The sequence below is a fragment of the Halonatronomonas betaini genome (assembly GCF_015666175.1).
GTDB lineage: Bacteria > Bacillota > Halanaerobiia > Halanaerobiales > Halarsenatibacteraceae > Halonatronomonas > Halonatronomonas betaini.
On record NZ_JADPIE010000005.1, the window covers coordinates 32,047 to 50,476 of the forward strand.

At 37.7% G+C, this 18,430-nt stretch carries 14 protein-coding genes and 1 riboswitch; of the genes, 1 reads left to right on the plus strand and 13 read right to left on the minus strand.

Features of this window, described 5'->3' with window-relative positions; translation table 11 throughout:
• Positions 1 to 27 precede the first annotated feature (27 nt).
• The 4 genes from I0Q91_RS09460 to I0Q91_RS09475 all read right to left on the minus strand — a co-directional run bounded on the left by I0Q91_RS09460 (position 28) and on the right by I0Q91_RS09475 (position 5,261).
• Positions 28 to 1,110, minus strand: a complete 1,083-nt coding sequence (locus tag I0Q91_RS09460) for an ABC transporter permease (RefSeq protein WP_270454261.1) — start codon at positions 1,108 to 1,110, stop codon at positions 28 to 30.
• Positions 1,107 to 2,630 carry an ABC transporter ATP-binding protein gene (locus tag I0Q91_RS09465; RefSeq protein WP_270454262.1) on the minus strand — a complete coding sequence of 508 codons (1,524 nt, stop codon included), beginning with the start codon at positions 2,628 to 2,630 and terminating at the stop codon, positions 1,107 to 1,109. The genes I0Q91_RS09460 and I0Q91_RS09465 overlap by 4 nt, the downstream gene beginning before the upstream one ends.
• 62 nt (positions 2,631 to 2,692) lie before the next feature.
• Complete coding sequence (locus tag I0Q91_RS09470; protein WP_270454263.1) at positions 2,693 to 3,682, minus strand: BMP family lipoprotein; 990 nt, start codon at positions 3,680 to 3,682, stop codon at positions 2,693 to 2,695.
• 322 nt (positions 3,683 to 4,004) lie between these two features.
• The gene (locus I0Q91_RS09475; RefSeq protein WP_270454264.1) at positions 4,005 to 5,261 is read right to left on the minus strand and encodes a DUF438 domain-containing protein; all 1,257 of its coding nucleotides are present in this window, start codon (positions 5,259 to 5,261) and stop codon (positions 4,005 to 4,007) included.
• 201 nt (positions 5,262 to 5,462) lie between these two features.
• Between I0Q91_RS09475 and I0Q91_RS09480 the strand changes: the two genes are divergently transcribed.
• On the plus strand, positions 5,463 to 6,200 hold the full coding sequence (locus tag I0Q91_RS09480; RefSeq protein ID WP_270454265.1) for a YaaA family protein: 738 nt from the start codon (positions 5,463 to 5,465) through the stop codon (positions 6,198 to 6,200).
• A 208-nt stretch (positions 6,201 to 6,408) separates the two neighbouring features.
• Here I0Q91_RS09480 and I0Q91_RS09485 read toward each other — a convergent pair whose 3' ends face one another.
• The 9 genes from I0Q91_RS09485 to I0Q91_RS09525 all read right to left on the minus strand — a co-directional run bounded on the left by I0Q91_RS09485 (position 6,409) and on the right by I0Q91_RS09525 (position 18,416).
• Positions 6,409 to 6,948 carry a hypothetical protein gene (locus I0Q91_RS09485; RefSeq protein WP_270454266.1) on the minus strand — a complete coding sequence of 180 codons (540 nt, stop codon included), beginning with the start codon at positions 6,946 to 6,948 and terminating at the stop codon, positions 6,409 to 6,411.
• Positions 6,911 to 7,306, minus strand: coding sequence for a hypothetical protein (locus I0Q91_RS09490; protein ID WP_270454267.1), 396 nt, complete (start codon positions 7,304 to 7,306; stop codon positions 6,911 to 6,913). Before I0Q91_RS09490 ends, I0Q91_RS09485 begins: the two co-directional genes overlap by 38 nt.
• 166 nt (positions 7,307 to 7,472) lie before the next feature.
• A riboswitch (cobalamin riboswitch) is annotated at positions 7,473 to 7,650 on the minus strand.
• Between the two features lie 245 nt (positions 7,651 to 7,895).
• Positions 7,896 to 8,870, minus strand: a complete 975-nt coding sequence (locus I0Q91_RS09495) for a carboxypeptidase-like regulatory domain-containing protein (RefSeq protein ID WP_270454268.1) — start codon at positions 8,868 to 8,870, stop codon at positions 7,896 to 7,898.
• A 1,148-nt stretch (positions 8,871 to 10,018) separates the two neighbouring features.
• Positions 10,019 to 13,090 (minus strand): efflux RND transporter permease subunit, encoded by a 3,072-nt coding sequence (locus I0Q91_RS09500; RefSeq protein WP_270454269.1) that lies wholly within the window; start codon positions 13,088 to 13,090, stop codon positions 10,019 to 10,021.
• Positions 13,077 to 14,690 (minus strand): efflux RND transporter periplasmic adaptor subunit, encoded by a 1,614-nt coding sequence (locus I0Q91_RS09505; protein WP_270454270.1) that lies wholly within the window; start codon positions 14,688 to 14,690, stop codon positions 13,077 to 13,079. Before I0Q91_RS09505 ends, I0Q91_RS09500 begins: the two co-directional genes overlap by 14 nt.
• Positions 14,691 to 14,693: 3 nt before the next feature.
• Positions 14,694 to 16,163, minus strand: coding sequence for a TolC family protein (locus I0Q91_RS09510; protein WP_270454271.1), 1,470 nt, complete (start codon positions 16,161 to 16,163; stop codon positions 14,694 to 14,696).
• The gene (locus tag I0Q91_RS09515) at positions 16,153 to 16,734 is read right to left on the minus strand and encodes a TetR/AcrR family transcriptional regulator (RefSeq protein ID WP_270454272.1); all 582 of its coding nucleotides are present in this window, start codon (positions 16,732 to 16,734) and stop codon (positions 16,153 to 16,155) included. Before I0Q91_RS09515 ends, I0Q91_RS09510 begins: the two co-directional genes overlap by 11 nt.
• Before the next feature lie 187 nt (positions 16,735 to 16,921).
• Complete coding sequence (locus I0Q91_RS09520) at positions 16,922 to 17,710, minus strand: hypothetical protein (protein WP_270454274.1); 789 nt, start codon at positions 17,708 to 17,710, stop codon at positions 16,922 to 16,924.
• A gap of 25 nt (positions 17,711 to 17,735) precedes the next feature.
• Positions 17,736 to 18,416 carry a family 16 glycosylhydrolase gene (locus I0Q91_RS09525; protein WP_270454275.1) on the minus strand — a complete coding sequence of 227 codons (681 nt, stop codon included), beginning with the start codon at positions 18,414 to 18,416 and terminating at the stop codon, positions 17,736 to 17,738.
• Between the last annotated feature and the right edge of the window lie 14 nt (positions 18,417 to 18,430).

An 18,430-nucleotide genomic window follows, 5' to 3' on the forward strand; every position in this document is an offset into this window, starting at 1 on the left:
ATACCTCCAGAATTAGATTTTTTATTTTTAGAATTTCTGTACAAAGAAGCTGAGAAACTTCTTTCTATATTTTGGGTTTTCAAGGATCAGGTTACTGGAGACTACTGCCAGTATAACAAGTCCCTGAATACTGATTACTAGAGCAGATGGAATATCAACTGCTCGCTGCATCATCTCAGCTCCAATAAGTAAAAGTCCAAAAAAGAATGACGCAGGGATTACACCTAATGGATGAAGTCTACCAAATAGGGCGACAACTATCCCACTGAAACCATAGTTGGCTGAAAGTCCCTCTAAGACCCGATGATGAACGCCGATAACCTCTATAGAACCAGCGATTCCAGCAAGACCACCTGAAAGAATCATGGCCAGAACCAGGTACTTATCGACCTTAACACCGGCATAATTAGCTGCTTTTGGTTCTTCTCCAACTGCTCTTAATCTAAAACCGAAGGTTGTTCGCCATAAGAGAAAATAAACTAAAAATGCAATAATGATTGCAATAAAGATACCTGAGTGAATCCTCTGCCCCTGAATCAACCTCTGGAAAATTGAGGAGTCAGGCATTCTAGCTGTCTGTGGAACCCCTGTTCCCCAGGCTAATTCAGATGGGTCAATTAATGGACCCCGGATAAGGTAAAGATAAATCTGAAAAGCAATATAGTTTAACATTACTGTACTTAAAACTTCATTTACTGATAGCTTGGCTTTCATCCAGCCTGCAATTCCGCCCCAGATTCCACCGGCAGTAAAACCGGCTAAAATAACAACTGGTATCAAGATAACTTTGGGCAGTCCAGGCAATGCCAGAGCTGTTGCACCGGCTGCAATAGCACCAAGCTGAATCTGGCCTTCGCCACCGATATTAATCATCTTTGATCTAAAGGCAATAGAAATACCGATACCGACCATCATTAATGGTATTGCTCTAACTACAGCTTCAGAAAGGCCATAAATGCTACTAATAGGCCTGATAATCATCGCATGATAGGCCACTAAGGGATTTACTCCAGCTATTAGTAAAATTATAGCTCCAAAAAATAAGGCAATAATAAATGAGCCAACTAAGACTGCTATATTAAATAAGATTTCTCTGAGATTATTTTTCAACTTGCTCCCTCCTTAACTCCAGCCATTAATAGACCTAGCTTCGATTTATCTGCTGCTCTAGCATCTATAATATCAAGGATCTGGCCTTCATAAATTACTGCAATTCGATCACTTAAATTGATCAATTCATCAAGTTCCTCTGTGATCAGAAGAATGGCCATGTCATCATCTCTTGCCTCAAGCAATTTCTCATGAATGTACTGGACTGAAGCTATATCAACTCCACGAATTGGATAGGAAGCAATTAATGCATCTGGTTTTCTTTTTAATTCTCTAGAAAGTATCACTTTCTGGATATTACCTCCAGAAAGGGCATGAGTTGGGGTATTTATATTTGGACATTTTACATCATATTCATCGACTGTTGATTTACAATAATCATTAATATAAGTTCTATCCAGCAAAAATATTTTGCTAAAAGGGTCTCGCAAATAATCTTTTAAAATCATATTTTCTTTAACTTTAAAACCAGGGATTGTACCCATATGGAGTCTATCCTCTGGAACAAAGCCCATACCTTTATCTATTATCTGCTGTACAGATTTATTTGCTATGTTTTCTCCTTTAAATCTGATTTCACCTTTATAAATTTTCTGGAGACCGGCTATTGCCTCTGCTAATTCTTTCTGGCCATTACCGGACACACCGGCTATACCCAGGATTTCACCTTTTCTTATATTTAAATTAATCCCTCTTAAGGCATCAATCCCCCGGGCATTTTTAGCCCAGACATTTTCCAGCTGGACAATCTCTTCACCATATTCAGTCTTTCTATCAGCTGTTGGTAGCTTAACATCGCGACCTGCCATATTCCTTGCCAGTTCATCAATATTAGTTTCAGAAGTTTTAGTAGAGAAGACATTCTCTCCATCCCTTAAAACTTCCACCCGATCGCTTACCTCCATAACTTCATTGAGTTTATGAGATATAAAAATAACGCCCATCCCCTCAGCAATAACTGATCTAAGCCATTCAATTAGCTGATCTGTCTCCTGAGGTGTTAGGGCAGCTGTAGGCTCATCAAGCACCAGCAAATTAGCCTCGTGATACAATGCTTTAATAATTTCAACTTTTTGCCTTTCTCCAACACTTAAATCCGAAATTAAAAGATCAGGGTTAATATTCATTTTATGTAGCTCAGATAATTCTTTAATCCTCTCTGCAACTCTATCAAGATTCATTGAAAACTTACTTTTAAATTTGATACCCAGTGCTACATTTTCAGTTACTGTTAATGATGGTACAAGCATAAAATGCTGGTGAACCATTCCTATGCCAAGTTCAAGGGCTTTCTGAGGGGAATCAATATTTACTTCCTGGCCATTAATTAAAACCCTGCCACCATTCGGTTTATACAGCCCATAAAGAATATTCATTAGAGTTGTTTTGCCAGCTCCATTTTCTCCAAGTAATGCAAGAACTTCTCCAGATTCTACTTTAAGATTAACATCCTTATTGGCTATAACTCCAGGGAATGTTTTAGTTATATCTACCATTTCCATTGATTGAATTTTACCCATAAAAGTCTCCTCCTCGAATATTTCAATAAGCCCCTCCCTCATTTGAAGGAGGGGTTATATACTTAATTGATTTCTATTGTGATTTCGCCATTTATAATTTGTTCAATAGTATCATCGATTAAAGCCTGTAAATCTTCATCAATTAGATGGGCTAAATTCTCATTGAAATCATAAGTTAAAAATCCATTTGCAAATGATAATGGAAGATGCTCTCCACCATAAATACCTTCATCTCTTGCATCGATCATATATCTGACTACCTCTTTGAAGTTAAGAGATTGAGAAGCAATTACAGTGTCTGGAGCAAGACTGCTTTGATCAATATCAGTTGATAACCAATAAACTCCAGCTTCAGCAGCGGCTCTAATTGCTCCGACTGTCTGCTGGGCTGAACCAGTTAGGACATCGGCACCTTCATCTATCTGGGTTTCTGCCATTTCCCTGGCTGCAACTGTGTCACCAAAACTACCGGTGTAGCCAACTCTGATCTCTATATCTGGATCAATTGATTCTACTCCCTGCATAAAGCCAGTGTTATACTTAATCGCGTCACCGGCCTCCACAGGACCAATAACTCCAACTATACCAGTTTCTGTCACATGGGCCGCTATAATACCTGCAAGATAGGCACCTTCTTCTGCATGAGGATCATAGGCATAAACATTATCATGCATGGCATTATAAGAAGTACCATAGGCAAAAGTTGTGTTCGGGAAATCTCTGGCAACATCATCAACAATATTCTGATATTGGGCTCCATGTGCAATCACAATATCAAAATCAGGGGCATATTCTCTCATAGCAGAACCAACTTGAACTGCGTCATATAGATTCTCACTATATGATACATTACTAATTCCTGCCTCGCCAAGCTCTTCCTGGAGGCTCATAACCCCCTCATACATAGCCTGACTCCAGGCCATATCATCAATAGTACTAGGAAATATCATTGCTATACTGACTGATCCATCCTCTGCACTGACTATTCCAGCAAGTGAAAAAATTGTTACAAAAATAAATAAAAAGCTAATTACACTAAGTTTTTTGATCATTATTAATGACCTCCATATTTTTAATTTGACTAATAAATTTTTGGTTCTCTTTCACTTTTTAACATTGATGATTATTTAATATTATCAATTTTAAGAAAATTTATACCAAAAAATTTTTTCTCCACCTCCTCTTGAAAAGTCAGTTAAAATTAAATCATTAAATATAATTTAACATAATGATAAGTAAAAGTCAATAATTTTTTCGACTTTATCTGACTTTTATTTAACCCTTTATTAACCCGGGTTAGACCTTCACTGACCTTTGCAAAAATTAAAGACCGGCTAGCAAAATAATTTCTGCCAGCCGGTATCAATTCAATAATTAATCCAGGAGCCTCTTCTCTCCTTCAAGTTCTTGTATTTCTGTAATGTCCTGGGTAACCTCAATAACTCCTCTATATTTATTTTCACCATCTCTCAAACAGAAATAATCTATTAAAATAAAGCGTTCATTAATAGTCAGCCAGAATCTGGCCTTATCTCTCTTGCCAGCTTTAAAATCTTCAACTATTTGCTCAACAATATGAACACTTTCAGGTGGATGACAGTTATGAACCTTCCGTCCGATTATGGCCGGTGACCTGGGAAATATTCTCTCTGGTGGATCTGAGAAGAACCTGACCTGATCATTTTCATCGACATAGGTTATATCTACTGGCAGATAATTAAAGATTAGCTCTAGCTGTTCCTTTGAAAGCTTGCCAGTAGCAAATTCTAAGACAGCATCTTTTATGTCGCCGTCAGCTTTAGTCTTTTCAACTTTTCTGGAGCTCCCTGTTTTAATAAGTAACTGCTGGGATGCATTCAATTCTTTTTGCCCGGGGCCGGCTATTTTAAAATATCCGACTTCTGGCTCCTGGAGCAGCATCTCTGCCCAGTCAGCCTCAGTCAGCGCTTCCATGGCCAGGGGAAAGATAATCTGTTCTTCTTTATGGACCATTCGATAGGCCATCAGAAATAGCCTGCCAAGCTTCTTATCTATTTCAGGGGTAAGGTCTTTCTCCTCTCTGACCCCGGCTAGAACCTCTTTCCAGCCAGTTCTGATATCGTCATGGATCGACCACATCACCTGGAGTGGCCTGGTATAATCCCAGCTGGCTTCAAGATAAGGAAATAATATATTCTCTTTCCGGGTATAGTGACAGTTAAACTTACTTAGTTCTTCTATATTCTGTTCAAATTCTTTCAATTTATCAGCAAATTCTTTCTGGGTTAATTCTTCAAACTTTAAAGATTTAATCGTCTTTTTCGTATTGCCTAATAAATCCTCAAGCTTTCGATTTTCTTTCATATAATAATAGACTGGATGGCCTTCTCCTGGTTTCTCCCATTCATAACTGTCCAGTGCTGGCTTTAAGACATTAATGATTTTCTCAATATCCTTCTTAATTGCCTTAATATCAACGCCCTTTTCTATCTGTTTTTCTTCTAAGGCAACCATATCAAAGGGGGTAATATTATCAATGGCATTCTGATATTTTTTGATCAACTTGCTGCCATCTTCACCTGCCATCATCCCCATTGAAAACTTTATCAGATCATCTACCCTGTCAAAATCAACTTTATTCTTTATCGCCATAATCTCAGCTCCTTTGCTTATATTTTATGTTGAAAAGAAAAAATAATCAATCAATTATCTGATTAGTTTAATGGATAAAATAGAAATTGAAAAATGATTACTAAATGTCAACTTTTTATATGTTATAATAATTTATGAAGGTATAAAATGATTTCAGCCTGAAACTGAGAAATTAATTTATTAAAGAAAGGAATGATAAATATGAAGATAATCTTATCTCCAAGTAAGACTCAGAATCATCAAAGAAAACGGGAAGAAAAAGGCAGAGATATTTTAAAAAAAGGGTTGACAAATAAATTATTTGATTATCTAAAATCATTGCCAAAAGACGATTTAGGGGAAGAGCTTGATATTCAGGGAAACCTCTTAGACAGGACATTTGAACTCTACCAGGAGCATAGTTTTGAAGATGAAACTATTCCTGCGATTGAATGTTATAATGGGGCTGTGTTCAAAGAGATTGATCTTGAGAACTTTAATAATAAACAGCTTTCATATATACAGGAAAAACTTGTTATACTCTCTCCAATCTATGGACCAATCCATTCCAATACAGAGATTTGGCCCTATAGGTTAGAAATGAGACTAAAGCCAGATAATATTAATCTATATGAATACTGGCAGGAAGTAATGGAAAGTTATTTTGCTGACACTGATTTAATTATCAATCTGGCCTCGAATGAATATAGCAAAGTAGTCGAAAAAAATTTCCAGGGAAAGATAGTTGATTTTTATTTTAAGGAAGAAAAAGAAGACAGCAGTCTTAAAACAGTCGGCTATTATGTTAAACAAAATAGAGGAAAATTACTCAATGAATTGATTAAAAATCAGGTAAAAAGTCTGGATAAAATTAAAGAAATTGATTTGGATGGTTACAGATTTAATGAAGCAGAATCTGATGAAAACAATTTTTATTTTATCAAACCATTTGAAAAATAAAGCTTAAAATTAAATCTTGATCTAATTAGAGCAAAAACTTAATAGTGTAAGACTATTAGCCTACCAGTTAATTTATGGTGGGCTTATTATTAATTTTTATAAACTTTGTGAAATTTGTTAAGAGATACTACTTGGTAACCGTCAGGTCCATTAAATTCTGGCCTGTATTATCTTGAATATTTGATTGAACATTTTTAGTCTTTTAAGATTAGATATCCCCTCTCACACACTTTTTTAAGATGCGTGAAAGTGGTTTAAATAATAAGAGAATAATTATAAAATTAGAGACCCCATGGAGTATATCCATCGGAATTCCTCTAACCCAGTAAGCAAAACCATAGGCCCAACCATAAAAGATAGATTCAAAAACTGCAAAGAACATACCAAAGAATAAACCAAACAGACCACCAACGATAGCATATCCGTACTCTGAATTTACTGTTTTTCTTAAACCCCAGGTTATTAAAATTAATGTTGGCCAGATAAAGTAATAACCTAATATCCAGGTATTAAATCCATAAATAAATATTTCAATTGTCGAAAATATTATAGCAGTCAAAAGAGCCTTTTTAAGACCAACAGACACAGTATAAAGAATAAATAACAGGGTTATTATTTCAACATTAGGAACAAAAGCCAGAGCCATTTTACCGGCAGTTAGAGTCGCACTGAGAATCCCAACCAGGACAATATCATAAACATCTAAACTTCTAGTATCCTCTGAGCTCGAACCTGTAATTGCTTTCATCTTCTAATGGTACCTCCCCAGGACCTCTTTCTGCATCTTCGCCATTGACCATGAGATGAAAATATTCCTGATTGCCATCTGCTTCGTAATCCATTAATTCAACAACCATTGTGCCAAAGTCAAAGCTTTCAAATCCAGCGCCTAAAGTTTCTGCCTCTTCTTCTAACAGTCCTAATAAGAATTCAGCATCAGTATTAAACTCAAAGTCTTCATCGATTCCTTCATCCTCTATCACAATTTCAAGACTTACTATTTTAGCACCCTCAACACCTTCTGGTGCAAGATAATAATTATAGATTCCAAGTCCGGCTGCGGCTAGAAGAACAACTAAAATTATTAAACCAATTTTCTTATTCATTTTTATCCACCCCTCTAATAACTTTTTGAATGATTTTAAAATAAAAAGCTCCCAATACCAGCAGGTATAGGGAGTTAAAATAAAAGACCCACCATACCAGCGAGGCATAGTGGGTAAAATACATTTATAGAATAATCTCATTGAGATATATCCCATACACCGTGGGTATCTTTGAATTGTTTAAGCAAGTATCCTGACTCAGGTTCAACGTTTTTCCTTGCCTTCCCGGAATAGATTCCAGTGGCCTTAATGGAAAAACTCACCTTTACAGTGGCGGGACCGTGCCAGACTTTCACTGGCTTCCTTTTTAATTCTTTGCAGAAACTTAAACTATCTATATTTAATTTTTGCTTTCTCTAATATCTATTTCGATGTAAACTCTAAAACTCCTTTTTTTAATAAAAATTTTAGCAAATTTTATTTTTATATCTCACTTCTAGTTTTTAATGATAACATATGCCCATCTTCAAGTACAAAGTTAGGATGCTCTTCAAAGAATTCAATAAACATTTCTGGTTAGGTGATATTGAAAATTTCTAGAAACTCATTGAAGAAACTCTTGAATATTGTAAAGAACTCAAATTGATTACTAAAAACCAAAAGCCATCTGCTGAAGTATTATTAACATATCTTCAGTTGCATTTGTAGCATTATGAAATGTCGTAAGGATTACATAACCATCACCATAAGTGAGATGAACTAGAAGCGGGCTATCTTCAACGATTTCGCCACTAACATAAATATCTCCAGTGACATCTATACTTACATCCTCTGCTACCGAGTTTATTACATTCCATCCTGGTGAATCATAATAGTTTAAATTAATAGTATCCTTTCCCAAAATAAATTTAATATCTTCATTATGGATATTTGCCAATACATCTTCATCTCTTCCTTCTCCTACTCTGCCCAAAAGATCTATTTTATCGGAAAATAACCTGGCAGGTATATCCAATGCATAGTCCGATGCATAAATATAGCCACCATTTTCTATAAAATTCAAAAGATTATTAGCTTCTGTAGAGTTTTCTGTAATGCTTAATCCCCCACATTCAAAAAACAATACTACAAACTCTTCTAATTTGCTTGAATCTGCAAGGGTAGCTAAGTTTATATTTTCATATTCAAAACCTAATTTTTCAAGAATCCCAGCAATATCATCATAACTACCATTATTTACCCCGATCTTTCCTGTAGGCTGTAAAACTACATTATCTACCTGAATATTTTCTCCAGCAGCAATATTAACCATGATTTCAGCCTTAAAATTACCTTTGAATGCAATAATATTTTGTTGACCTACACTTATATCGCTAAGTGTATAAAACCCTTCTTCATCCGTGCTTGTTTGTATTGCCAATTTGTCTACCACTACAGTAGCTCCTATAATTGGTGTTACTTCATCTGGAGCTGTTACATATCCTGAAACCGAACCCACACCTGTTCTAACATCTTCAATTGTTTCTCTACTGGAGCTGCTAAGATCACAGGAGGTTAATATAAATACCATCGAAAATACTAATACCATAACCATCATTTTTCTTAAAACATCTCTCTCTTTCATATCTCTCCCCCCTAAATGAATTCCACTTCTCCATAACATTTTTAATTAATTATTGTTTCATTAATCTAATTATACCCTATTATTATTGTCTGTCAGTCACATTCTACTTAGATTCTACTCATAAACTGGTCACATCTTTATAAATATTTTACTTAATATCTAACCAGGCTGCTACTAAAACAAAATTTTTTGAAAGAGAGTAGGACCAGCCTTTTACAGCTGGGACCCCTCGTCAAACTGCACGTACGGTTCTCCCGTAAACAGCTTACCATTATCGTTGCCCCATAGCAGGGAATAAGTCAGCGTTTCTCACAACTTATCAGTTCTACTCTTTTGATATTAAAGCTTTATTGACCCTTTGTATTCATAATATTACTGGCCACGTCTCTAGGCTTAAAGCCAATCGCTCCCTCCAGTATATTATTACTAAAGTGGCAGTATTGCTAACATTCCACAGCCTCAGATTATTTATTCTCCTTAACTGCTCCATTATCAGCCTCTTTAATCTTAAATTAAAGTTTAAACTGCTATAATCAATTAGCCACTCATATCTCATTTCAAACTTCGATAACGTAGATATCCTTCACTCAAGCTATCTTTATCCTCCTGTCAGTTGCCTAACTATCATCGGGATAGCTGTCATCACTACTATGATATCATCTGATTTCTATATTAGCCTTACCTTGACTTTCCCTTAGGGGTTATATCTCGGCTTATTTCAGCTGTTTAGCTGAAAACTAATATAGACCTCCCCTGGTTGATTTAAAGTTATTCAAGTCATTCCGACCCTAATCACACCTGCCTATTTAGCAACAACTCTTCCGGCTACACGTATTAACTGGCGCTACCCATCTCCCTATATTAGGGCCTGCTGCTAACATTGGATTTCCTCATTATAAAGGTGAGTCATCATAGACAAATGCCACCTCTGGTTCACATATTGTTCCGGACTGACTTTTAGCCTCAGGCTCTTTAGATTCCACTTCACAGTAAACACCCTGCCATTGTTGGCTTCACATACCGTACCGGCGAGAACAGCATGGATAGGACTTCCACCTATTTAACTTTAATTTTACAGGGCACACTAAATAAAAACCTGGCCCTAAAATCAGGGCCAGGCATTATTTTTATTTATTTGTAAACTGTACTTATGCTACAAGAGCTTTTATTTTATCTACAAAACCATCTAATAGTGAGTAAATCACTGGCAGAAAGATTAATGTTAAAAATGTAGAGCTTAATAAGCCACCGACAACTACAACTGCCATTGGTGCTTGAACTTCAGCACCTTCACCAAGTCCCATGGCCATAGGTAACATAGCCAGCATAGTTGTTAGGGCTGTCATGGCAATCGGCCTTAATCTTATCATACCAGCATTAATTAAGGCATCTCTTCTATTCTGGCCATCACGCCTTAAAATATTAACATAATCTACAAAGACAATAGCATTATTTACAACAATACCAACCAGCATAATCGCACCGATAAAAGCCACGACGCTTAATCTATGCCCGGTTATAAACAATCCGCCTATTGCCCCTATAACTGCCAGCGGTACTGAGAACATGATTGCAAATGGATGAATCAGGGATTCAAACTGAGCTGCCATTATCATATAGATTAAGACAACGGCCAGTATAAAGGCATAAGTTAGATCACCAAAGGCTTCTTCCATCTCTTCAGCCTCACCGGTAATATCAACTCTGTAGCCATCTGGCATTGAAAAACCTGCAAGCTCTGCTTCAATATCATCGGCTACTCCTCCAAGATCACGCCCATCAAGATCTGATGATACAGTAGCTGTTCTCTCCTGATTTTCTCTATTAATCTGCACAGGCCCTTCAACTATTTCAATATCAGCAAGTTCTTGTAATTCAACCATTCCAGCTTCTGGAGTAGCTATTCTAAGTTGCCTGAGATCAACAAGGCTTTCTCTGCCATTCTCAGCCAAACGGACTCTAATATCATATTCACTTCCACCAGATCTATATAATGACGGTACAGTCCCATCAAGGCCAGTATTCACTGTGGTGGCAATCATAGCAGCCGGGACTCCTAGTTCAGAACTTTTAGCCTGATCTATCCTGACAACTACTTCAGGCCGACCTTCATCAAAACTAGTTTCCACATTCATTGTACCCTGAATACCTGTAACCATCTCAGCTATTTCATCTGACAATTCTTCAAGAATATCAAGTTCTGGACCCTGAATCCTAACAGAAACTGGCGAGCCTCCCCCCATTCCGCCAAAATCAGCAGCCATATCTACAACAGATATCTCTGCCCGGGGAATTCCAGAGGTCAAGTCCTGGATTTCATTAATAATCTCAGTTGTCGACTTATCTCTTTCTGTACTGGAGACCAGACTAACTTCCAGGTTAGCCTCGTTTGTACCGCCACCACCTAGACCGATCATTGCAGCCTGGCCCCCTCCAGAACCAACTGTTGTATAAACTGTTTCTACTTCAGGTATCTCTGAAACTAACTCTTCAATATCTAAGGCTACACCCCTTGTTTCTGCAAGCATCATTCCAGGAGGGAGTTCAATCTCAACCATAATTTCTCCCTCGTCCATTGGCGGAATGAACTCTGCGCCTAACTGAGGCAACATCAACAGACTTGCTCCAAAGATAACTGCAACCACAATAACTGTGGTTAATCTATGATTTAAAGCAGCAGCAATAATTGAGCCATATAATTCTTTGATTTTGGTACCAAGAGTGTCAATAAAACCAAAATCGAACTTTTTTGTCACAGAACCATTTAAAAGCCTGGAAGCAAGCATTGGAATTAATGATAAAGCCACTAATAATGATGCAACCAGGGCAAAAGCGACGGTCATCGCCAGTTCACTAAATAATTCTGATGCAATCCCTTCGATATATACTATCGGCAAAAAGACTGCCGCTGTTGTCAGGGTTGATGCGATGATAGCAGAAGCTACCTCGCCACTACCTTCAGTTGCTGCCAGCATGGCACCTGAGCCTTCCTGGCGCATCCGATAAATATTTTCAATTACAACTATAGCATTATCAACCAGCATACCTATACCCAGGGCAATTCCACCTAGAGTCATTAGATTAAAAGTTAAATCTGCAAAATACATTAAAACAAAAGTTGCTACGACTGATATCGGTATAGCCAGTCCAATAATAATAGTCGTCTTAAAACTTCTCAGAAAAATAAATAATACAAGTACTGCCATCAGAGCTCCTAAAGCAGCATTCATCCCTAAATCACCGATGGCTTCAAGAATAAATTCAGCTTCATCATAAACATAATTAAGATTGATATCACCATCAAGTTCAGACTGAATAGCTTCAATCTCGCTCCTTATTCTCTGGGAAACTATAACAGTATTAGCTCCACTCTCTCTCTGAATAGTCAGCCCAATACCTTCAACTCCATTAATTCTGGTATATTGATTTGTATCAGATTCGCCATCTACCACTTCAGCAACCTCAGATAACATCAGTCCAGATTCATTTAATCTCAACTCTCGGATATCATCTACAGATTGGAATTCTCCTGTTGTCCTGGTTAACATTTCGATTCTGCCATCTCTGACATTACCGCCAGGCATCCTGATATTTTCCGTCTGGATTCTTTCAACGAGATTATCAAGAGTCAGGCCGTATGCATGGAGTTTATCCTGGTCAACATCAACCTGAATCTCCCGCTCCAAACCACCTGTTACATCAACTGTTGCAACGCCTTCAAGCCTTTCCAGTCTAGGAACAACCATATCATTTGCCCATTCAGTCATTTCAAGGATGCCCATCTCACCAGAAATACCTAGAGTTACCATTGGTAACATCTCAGGGTCAAAGCTCACAACTATTGGATCAGCCGCATCATCTGGCAACATATCTCTAACTAGATCTATCTGCTCTCTGACATCGAGCATGGCAAAATCCATATCTGTACCAAAGGAGAATTCTGCCATTACCATGGATTGATCTGAGCTAGAAACTGACGAAATCCCTTCAAGGCCATCGACTGTACCAACAGTATCTTCAATTGGCCTGGTTACCATTGTTTCAATCTCCTCAGGAGCTGCTCCTTCATATTCAGTAATTACGGCAACAATTGGAAATTCCAGCTCTGGCAATAGATCAAGGCCTAAATCACCAAAACTGATGAATCCAAGAAAAACTACAATCAAGATGGCCATAGTTGTAAAGACTGGCCTCTTGACTGTAAATTTAGAAAGATTCATAATCCACCACCTCAACAGCCTGGCCATCCTCCAGACGATCATGGTCATACAGAACTACCTGTTCACCCTCATTCAAACCAGAGATAATCTCTACTAAGTTCTCAGTCTCCATTCCAGTTCTAACTGTCTGTATTCTGACAGTCCTATCTTCTATAACAAACACAGATGCCCTGTCACCATCAATATCAAAGATTCCATCTTGTGGGATTACAACAACATCTTCAGCCTCTTCAATTGTAAATTCAACACTTCCACGCATTCCGGCCCTGATCAAGTGATCAGGGTTAGAGACTGCGACTTCAACAGGAAAACCACCCTGTTCTCCTGCCATTGGAGCAACTGACCTTATTCTTCCAGTAAACTCTTCATCTGGAAGGCCATTAACATTTACATCAGCAGCATCTCCTTGCTCCAGTTGGCCAACATATAATGAGCTCACATTTGCAGTAGCTTTGATTTCATCCAGATTTACTATATAAAATAGAGGGTTTCCAGGTGCTGCCATTTCGCCAGCATCCATCTCTACCTGGGCTATAAACCCTGCGGCTGGGGCTTTAATTTCAATGTCATTATAGACTGACCTGGCCATATTAAGGCCAACTCTAGCCTGTTCAACCTGGGCCCTGGCTGCTCTTAAATCTTCTTCAGTTGGCCCACGCTCAGCTTCAGCCAGCATCGCCTCAGCCCCTTCTAAGGCAGCCATAGCAGCTTCATACTGAGTTGTAGCCTGGCTGACCATCTGTTCTTCTTCAACTCTGAAATCATAAAGATCAAGACTCATATCTCTAAAAGTCTCAGCACCATCAACAGCTATTTCAGCCTGACGGAGTCCATCTTCTGCCATTTCCAGCTGGGTCCTGGCCTGTTCTTTACCAGTCTTTATTTCATTATATTGTTGTTCACTAATCGCTCCTTCTTCATACAGACTGGCCATTCTCTGGTAATTATCATCGGCCTCTTCAAAAGCCAGTTCCGCCTGGCGATATTCTTTTTCAGCCATCTCCAGCTGAATTCTTGCCTGCTCTAATTCATTTTCAGCCTGTTCAACTTCCATATCATCAGGAGTTCTCTCGTCATAAACCTCTTCTGCAAAGACAACTTCATTCCTGGCCCCTTCAACAGAGATTCTGGCCTCCTCAACCTGGGCTGCTACCTGGGCTAATTCTTCATCAGTTGCCCCAGATTCTAATCTTGCGAATTCGGCTTCTGCAGCATCTAGCTGAGCTTCAGCCTGTTCAAGCTCATACCTGTACATTTCAGCATCTATTCTGGCTAGAACCTGATCTTTCTCAACCAGGTCTCCAACCTGAACATTAACAGCTTCCAGCTCACCCTCCAGCCTGGGCATTACAGCATACTCACTCCCTGGCTGCATTACAGCATTGAAACTATTAGTTTCCTGCAAACTCCTTAAAGCTGCTTCAGCTCCAATAATCCTAGTTGCTATACCATCCTCGGCCTTAACAATATTAGTTGTACCCAGGTCCGAATTCTCAACATTTCCTATTAAATATCCAGCAGTTAGACCAATAATCATTAGAATACCAATGATTAAAAGCTTTCTGGATATCTTCTTTACAATATCTATTCTGCCATCCATAAGTTACTTAACCTCCTCTAACAATTTATCAGTTCTTCCAAGCACCAGATAAAGGTCAGCCAGCGACTCAATTCTGCTATATCTGGCCTCTTCACCTGCCAGCCTGGCCTGGCTATAGCCAGCCCGTGCATCAATAACGTCTGTGCTGGTTCCAACGCCTTCAGAATATCTCAATTCAGCCAGCCTCAATTGTTCTTCGGCCTGTTCCTGCATTTGAGCAGTTAATTCTTCCTGGCTGATAGCATCATAAAATGCATTCAAAGCTCTATTAGCCTCTATATATAGGCCATCCTCTGCTTCCTGCCTATTATATTCCAGCTGGCGCATTTCAGCCTCAGCCTGTTCAATTTCAGCTCTTCGCTGACCACCATCAAAAATATCAAAACTAACATTCACACCTATAGACCAGGAGCTATCTTCAAAGCCAATATCTTCATCCTCCCAGGAATAATTGCCGACCATCGCTATAGTCGGAAACCTCTCAGCTTCAGTCATCTCCAGACTTGCTTCACTGGCCTCACGTTGATAGGCAAGGGCTTCAAGCTGGGGGTTATCTTCTAAATCTATAAGTTGATTTTCTTCAGCCATTTTCAAGACTTCATCTTCTAAATTTATAAAAGCTTCATCATAACTGCCAGCAAGGCCGATTTCAATTCCTCGCTCCAGACCAAGCAGACTCCTAAAACCCTCCCTGGCAAGCTCTAGATTGCTTCTGGCTTCAACGATCTCCTGCTCAACCTCAGATAAAGCCACCATTGCCTCATGTCTATCAAGTTCAGTTACCATGCCGGCATCCAGGTTAGATTGCACTACATCAAGATGGGTTTCAACCTGTTCTTTTATATCATGCTGTAATTCAAGCAACTCCTCAGCCAGCAAAACATTATTATATGTGGTAATCACTTCATGGATCAATTCCTGTCTATCACCTTCAAACCCGGCTTCAGCAGCACTATAACCTGCTTTGGCCTGATCAATTCCACTGCTGATTCTGCCAAAGGTATATAGGGGTTGTTGCAGTGACAATTCTGTTTGAAAGATACTGTCAGGCTGTTCAAAACCTTCACCTATCGGGCCAAAAATATCTGTAAAACTACCAGCAATCTCATCAGCTGCATCATCATCTAAAGGAAAACCAAACTCACCAGCAATATCCTGAATATTACTACCATCTATCTCAAAATCAAACTGCTCCTGATCTCCGCCAAACCGCATATAACTGCTGGATATCGAAATATTAGGTAGCCTGGCAGCTTCAGCCATATCTACAGAGGTTCTAACACCTTTTAGTTCTTCACCTGATGCAAGCAGGCCTCGATTATTTTCCAGAGCAATCTCAAGGCTTTCTTCCAGGCTTAAGTTTTCATAATCAACTGCTCCAACTCTAACTGGTCCAAAAATTAGCGCACTTATAATAAAAAGTACAATAAAAACAGATGATACTTTAATTTTTTCTAATAATTTAGCCTTCATTACCTCTGCCTACCCCCTGTAAAAATAATTCTATTGTATAATCGACTAATTCATTGACATCATAATCACCTTCAAAGACCGAGGGACCAAAGGAGTTTGTCAGTCCTAAAAAACTAAAAGACATCAGCTTTAAATTTTTGTCCTTTAATAACCCTTCTTCAACACCATCTTTCATTACATTTTCAACAAGACTATTAAACTTTTTATGCCAGCGCCAGATCTCTTCTTTGCAATCAGCATCAATTTTTTTGCCTTCCATAAATATTGAAAAGGCCAGTTTATAATTTTTCTTGTAAAAATTAGCATGAACCTCCATCATCTTTTTTAGTTTTTCTTTAACGCTACAATCTTTTTCAGCAATCCTTTCGAAGCTATTATAAAGCCTGCTAATCACATCATTTATCATCGTTTCAAAAAGTTCCTGCTTATTATCAAAGTAATAATATACTGTTCCCTTACTTGTATTTGAAGCTTCAACAACATCACTCATTGTTGTTTCATGGTAACCCTTATTAGCAAAAAGCTCCATAGCTGCATCAATTATCTCTATTCTCGTTTTATTTTTCTCCATCTTGTATCCCCCTAAATAATATATATAAATATATCTACCGACCAGTCAGTCTATAACACTTAAAAAGTATACCATCATCATAGATAAATATCAAATAACAAATAACTAAATCTCTCAATTAAAAATGATTACCCTCCTGAAAATTCAGGAGGGTGCTAAATATAGAAGTCAATATTAAATTAACTCTTTATTTAAATTCTATTGAATTTATAACATCTTGAATTTCTTCAAAGTTTGCATGAAATTCATCTTCATAGGCCTGATAATAAATATTTATCCTATAATTATCAGCTCCAGATTTAATTACATAATCATAAAAAAGCTCATCTGAATTATTCTGGTTATCTTCTTTTAATAGGATAATATTATCAATAAAATTATCAGCCAGCATTAAATTTTGATTTCTCTGGCCATTTCTGCCCTTAAGATAAGCAATTATCTCCTGTAATTCATGAAGTTCAGTATGGTCTTCTTTAATCGCTGAAATAAACTCATCCCTTTTTTCATATTCTAAAAGATAATTGTTTACCTTATCAGCTTCCTGCAGATCTTCAGCTAAAATTAAATATAGCCTCTCAATCTGGCTATCTAGTACACTTATCTCTCTTTTGACATCCCGGGCTGGAAAACCATATATTTCAGGGGTTGATACCTGTAAAACTTCAATTGACATCATATCTTCTGCAATCTTAATAAAAAATTCATCTAATCCTTCTTTAATCTCTGCTGACAATTCTTCTTCAGTTAAGGTTTTATCAAGTTTTTCAATTTCAATTACAAAGTCAAATTCATCCTGGCCTTGATTTAAAATTATTGTTTTCGTATTAAAGGATTCATTTATTTCTGGCTCCCAGCTGGCTGGATAGGTAAAAGTAATATTTTCACCTGAATACTCATCCAACCCATTATTAATGCAGGCAGAAATCGTTATCAATATTATTGCAGCCATAATTATCATTGCAATTTTTCTTAGCATAAATATTTTCCTCTTTCATTTTTATTTATTCTAAATCAATAGTTTTTAGGTAAATCTCTGATTCTGGTTGATTCCGCTCAGATTCCAGCCAGACTGGCCACCAGTGGTTAACCATCAATTTCATCTCAGCATCTGGCAGATCATCTTCAAAACTAGCAAGCAACTCATCCTCGACATAAAAGTTGATTAACCCTGGCCGATAATCTATTGTGTAACTATAATAATCTTCAACAGGATCAAAGTCTAATCTCTGGCTCACTTTATTTGTCTTAACTCCGTCTTTAAAAGTCACAAAATCTATCTGACGACTGCCATCATTATGAATTTCAATATCTATCTCATCATTTTCTGATTTTACACCCTGATATAAAAAGAAGGCAGTAAAAGAGCCTGGTGCATAATCGGATTTGATAGTAGCTGAGTAAGTTCCATAACCATACCTCTCTTTAGTCCTTACCTCTGCACCATGATACGAATTTGCAGGCGATGATAGCACCAGTTTATCATCAACTAATTTAACATTATCCGGCCTTAATCTTCCCCGGCCTAATCTATGACTGGCAGTAATTAATTCTATATCTGATAAATTATAAAAGTGGTTTTCATGATTTGGATTCCTTTGAGCAAATGCTTGATCCAGCATTAAAAAACTAATGCTAACCGATAGAATCATAACTAGCATAACAATTAATCTCGTTGTCTTCATCTTTTTACTCCCTG